General features: G+C 51.5%; 5 protein-coding genes. 2 read left to right on the top strand and 3 right to left on the bottom strand.

Annotated features, from left to right (window positions below):
- Nucleotides 1-1269: IS91-like element ISVsa3 family transposase (locus tag FTV31_RS15495; protein ID WP_180015618.1), on the top strand; the 1269-nt coding region annotated here is incomplete at its 5' end.
- A 673-nt stretch (nucleotides 1270-1942) separates the two neighbouring features.
- On the top strand, nucleotides 1943-2830 hold the full coding sequence (gene mph, locus FTV31_RS15485; protein ID WP_071830579.1) for an Mph(E)/Mph(G) family macrolide 2'-phosphotransferase: 888 nt from the start codon (nucleotides 1943-1945) through the stop codon (nucleotides 2828-2830).
- A gap of 73 nt (nucleotides 2831-2903) precedes the next feature.
- Here mph and FTV31_RS15480 read toward each other — a convergent pair whose 3' ends face one another.
- The 3 genes from FTV31_RS15480 to sul2 all read right to left on the bottom strand — a co-directional run bounded on the left by FTV31_RS15480 (nucleotide 2904) and on the right by sul2 (nucleotide 4580).
- Nucleotides 2904-3368: an ATP-binding protein gene (locus FTV31_RS15480; protein WP_071830580.1), complete on the bottom strand. Its 465-nt coding sequence runs from the start codon at nucleotides 3366-3368 to the stop codon at nucleotides 2904-2906.
- 61 nt (nucleotides 3369-3429) lie between these two features.
- Entirely contained in the window at nucleotides 3430-3678 is a 249-nt protein-coding gene (locus tag FTV31_RS15475; protein ID WP_071830581.1) for a phosphoglucosamine mutase, read from the bottom strand.
- Between the two features lie 86 nt (nucleotides 3679-3764).
- Nucleotides 3765-4580 carry a sulfonamide-resistant dihydropteroate synthase Sul2 gene (gene sul2, locus FTV31_RS15470; RefSeq protein ID WP_001043260.1) on the bottom strand — a complete coding sequence of 272 codons (816 nt, stop codon included), beginning with the start codon at nucleotides 4578-4580 and terminating at the stop codon, nucleotides 3765-3767.
- Nucleotides 4581-4722: the final 142 nt, after the last annotated feature.

Here is a 4722-nt window from a genome sequence, read left to right as displayed (position 1 = left end):
TGCGAGTCTTGCCACGCCGAGCACCTGGTCGCTTTCAGCTGTAAGCGTCGCGGTTTCTGCCCGAGCTGTGGGGCGCGGCGGATGGCCGAAAGTGCCGCCTTGCTGGTTGATGAAGTACTGCCTGAACAACCCATGCGTCAGTGGGTGTTGAGCTTCCCGTTTCAGCTGCGTTTCCTGTTTGCCAGCCGGCCCGAGATCATGGGGTGGGTGCTGGGCATCGTTTACCGCGTCATTGCCACGCACCTGGTCAAGAAAGCGGGCCATACCCACCAAGTGGCCAAGACGGGCGCGGTCACCCTGATCCAGCGTTCTGGATCGGCGCTCAATCTGAATGTTCACTTCCACATGCTGTTTCTCGACGGTGTGTATGTCGAGCAATCCCACGGCTCAGCGCGTTTCCGCTGGGTCAAGGCGCCGACCAGCCCAGAGCTCACCCAGCTGACGCACACCATCGCCCACCGGGTGGGTCGCTATCTGGAACGGCAAGGCCTGCTGGAACGGGATGTCGAAAACAGCTATCTGGCCTCGGATGCGGTGGATGACGACCCGATGACACCCCTGCTGGGGCACTCGATCACTTACCGTATCGCTGTCGGTTCACAGGCGGGGCGAAAGGTGTTCACTTTGCAAACTCTGCCGACCAGTGGTGATCCGTTCGGTGACGGGATTGGCAAGGTAGCCGGGTCCAGCCTGCACGCCGGCGTGGCGGCCAGGGCCGATGAACGCAAGAAGCTCGAACGGCTGTGCCGGTACATCAGCCGCCCGGCGGTATCCGAGAAGCGGCTGTCGTTAACACGAGGCGGCAACGTGCGCTACCAGCTCAAGACGCCGTACCGGGACGGCACCACGCACGTCATTTTCGAACCATTGGATTTCATTGCAAGGCTGGCCGCCCTGGTACCGAAGCCCAGAGTCAACCTAACCCGCTTCCACGGGGTGTTCGCACCCAACAGTCGGCACCGGGCGTTGGTCACGCCGGCAAAACGGGGCAGGGGCAACAAGGTCAGGGTGGCTGATGAACCGGCAACACCAGCACAACGGCGAGCGTCGATGACATGGGCGCAACGGCTCAAGCGTGTTTTCAATATCGACATCGAGACCTGCAGCGGCTGCGGCGGCGCCATGAAAGTCATCGCCTGCATTGAAGACCCTATAGTGATCAAGCAGATCCTTGATCACCTGAAGCACAAAGCCGAAACCAGCGGGACCAGGGCGTTACCCGAAAGCCGGGCGCCACCGGCTGAGCTGCTCCTGGGTCTGTTTGACTGACGAGCCTGAAGGCCAACGATACCAATCAAAATGCTGCGTTCACAGCGCCGCGGCAGGGATCCGCCGTGCTGGTTGTCGGAAAAGGAGCCGCTAGTGGGAAAGAGGAGGGTAAATTTTCAGCGTTGCTGGCTCCCCGTCAGCCGGATTGGGTTGCATCGCAGGGGTGTCGAAAGAGTCAACTGCGGTCCAAAGCTGTTGGACTTGGGTGAAAAGGGCGTTTATTCTTCCTATACGTGAACCGCATCCTACGGAATGAGTAACCCTTGCCCTATTGTGAGTAGAACGTCGTATAATTCAAACGAAAGCAGTTAATAGGTATGAAATATCACAGCACAAAAGAGCGACAGGACATGTTTAGATGATGTTATTATAAAATAATAACATCATGGATGAATAAAAAATAATTTTCTATCTTTACAACTATGTTATACTTCTATGATAAGGCTATGATGGCAAAGCCTTGGTTTTCCTAATCAAATAGTCGCCGAGATGGCTTCAATGCGACAGTAGGTCTACTGTCTCACAATTAATTCATGTATCAGATTTTTGTTCCCTGATGGGAAGTGTTATCCATACGAAAAGAATATGGGTAAAGTGTTACACCTGTATATGACATTCAGAATGTCCTGTCGGGGGAACTGGTACCAATTTAATAAAAGAAAACAGTATAGAAATGACAATCGAAGATATGCAAACATTAGCCCTAGAGCATGGGCTGAGAATTTCGGAAGAGATGAGCGTCAATGAGATGGGCATCGACTTTAGAGTTGCCTTTGTAAAGGAAGTAAACGGTGAGAACTGGGTACTCCGTATACCTCGAAGAAGCGATATGCTTGAACAAATCGAAAATGAAAGTAGAATATTGGATTTAGCCAAAAGAAACCTGTCGATCAATGTCCCTGATTGGAAAATTGTATCGGAGCGCCTAATAGCCTACCCTTTACTGGAGGATGCGCCTGCTCTGACATTCGATGCGATAACACATGAGGTTTCTTGGAACATAGATCGCGATAGCATAGCTTATGTGGAGTCTCTGGCAAAATCATTGGCCGAATTACATCGTATTACAGCTGACGATGTGAGAAAGAGCAACTTGAAAATAATGACTCCAAGTGAATTGAGGACCGAAATAGCTGACCGTATCCACTTGGTGAAATCTGAGATAGGTATCAGCGAGCCGTTGGAAAACAGATACCGTAGATGGTTGGACAATGACCCTTTGTGGCCTGAATTCACTTGTTTCATCCATGGCGATCTCTATGCAGGGCATGTCTTAACCTCGAAGGAAGGTAAGACCTCTGGTATCATAGATTGGTCTACTGCGCATATGGGTGATCCTGCACTGGACTTTTCTGGTCACGTATCGGTTTTTGGAGAGGATAGCCTGAAGAGTTTGATAACGGAGTATGCTAAACAAGGCGGAACGATATGGGATAGGCTCTACGAACAATCTATAGAGAGGGCTGCTGCAGCTCCATTAGCATATGGCGCTTTTGCGGTAGAGTGCAACGACGATAATCATATCAATGCCGCCAGAGCAGCCTTAGGTATTGTTCAATAAAATGATGTGAGGATACTTTTTTAAATGCTAAAATAGGAGTTCGATTGGTGCCACTTAAGAGTATCATTGATTTCTATTTTAGCCAGTATCCTCCACTTTTAGGAGCTCCTCGAAACTCGATTTTATGATCATCTCTTAAGATTTTGAGCCACCGCTCTACTATCTTGACAGGAACTAATAGCTCGTTTACTAAAAATGGTGCACGCTTTCCTGGATTAGTTCTTATCTGATTAAATAGTAGATTTACTCCCTCACTTACTCCCTCATTAGATTCGAAAAGTAGCTTTGATGAGACAATAACTCGAAAACCGTGCTGGAAATTTTCAAAGACAGGGGGACGCAGACCATAGGATGCGAAGCCTTCTTGGATTCGTTTGATGCCTGACCCATATTTTTCAATAAAATGCGCTTCTTTGAACGTGGCAGATATCCTTTTATTGCGCGCCCATGGCGAGTAATCTTCACGAAGAAGCTGATCAATCGTTAAGTTATCAGCTAAACCACCTGGATTGAAAAACTCTATGGAATTGTAATACACCCTGATTATGGAATCGGCAAATTAATTTGGACTTGGGTGAAAAGGGCGTTTATTCTTCCTATTACGTTGTCGGCAGCGGGCCAAAAAGGAATACGTCCATGCCCATCGAGGTGAAACCGGCTGTGAGCGCGGGTTCAAGCATATAGCCCGACAGGCGCGTATCCTTGCCGATCACGACACGATGGCGGTGGTCACCGCGACGAAAGACACGGCCAGCCGCCATGCCGACGCGCAAGGCGGTTTCCGCCGTCATCGCGCCTTCGTTGGCTTTGCCACGAATACCGTCTGTGCCGAAATATTTGCGCACCATAAGGTCGATTATCCTGTCGTCGGGTCGCCCTCAAAGGGGACATGCCTGCTGAACCGCGAATATAGAGAAATATCCCGAATGTGCAGTTAACGAATTCTTGCGGTTTCTTTCAGCGCCGCCAATACCGCCAGCCCGTCGCGCAAGGGGCGCGGCTCGTGTGTGCGGATGAAGTCAGCTCCACCTGCGGCGGCGGCAAGCTCTGCAGCGAGTGTCGCGGCCCCGACATCCCCCGGACCACGGCCTGTGAGCGCGCGCAGAAAGGATTTGCGCGAAACAGACAGAAGCACCGGCAAATCGAAGCGCAGCCGCAATTCATCGAACCGCGCCAGCACCGAGAGCGAGGTTTCGGGAGCAGCCCCCAGAAAAAACCCCATGCCGGGATCAAGGACAAGGCGGTTGCGTTTGATACCGGCACCCGTCAGCGCCGCGATGCGCGCGTCAAAGAACGCCGCAATGTGATCCATGATGTCGCCAGCGGGTGCCTCGCGCCGATCTGCCTGCCCGTCTTGCACCGAATGCATAACGACGAGTTTGGCAGATGATTTCGCCAATTGCGGATAGAACGCAGCGTCTGGAAAACCGCGAATATCATTGAGATAGGCCACACCACGCGACAAGGCATAGGCTTGCGTCGCGGGTTGATAACTGTCGAGCGAGACGGGAATGCCATCTGCCTTGAGCGCGTCCAGCACCGGCGCGATACGCGCGATTTCTGTGTCGGACGAAACAGGCGCGGCGTCGGGATTGCTGGATGCCGGACCGAGGTCGATCACATCTGCCCCCTCGGCCATCAGCTTACGCGCCTGCGCAATGGCTGCGTCTGGCGCCAGATACCGGCCTCCATCGGAGAAACTGTCCGAGGTTATGTTGACGATGCCGAAAATGATGAGCGATTTATTCATGGGGGCTTCTATAATAATCTCTGTACACGACAAAAATAGATAACTCATTGAAATAATGTCACAATAATTGTTTTCTAACGACGAATACTATGACACATCTCAATGAGTTATATCTTATCTTAAACAAATCTCTAAAATGGAA

Origin of the sequence: Acinetobacter sp. YH16031, assembly GCF_013417335.1 — a bacterium.
Lineage (GTDB): Bacteria > Pseudomonadota > Gammaproteobacteria > Pseudomonadales > Moraxellaceae > Acinetobacter.
This window is presented reverse-complemented; position numbering and strand designations above follow the sequence as displayed.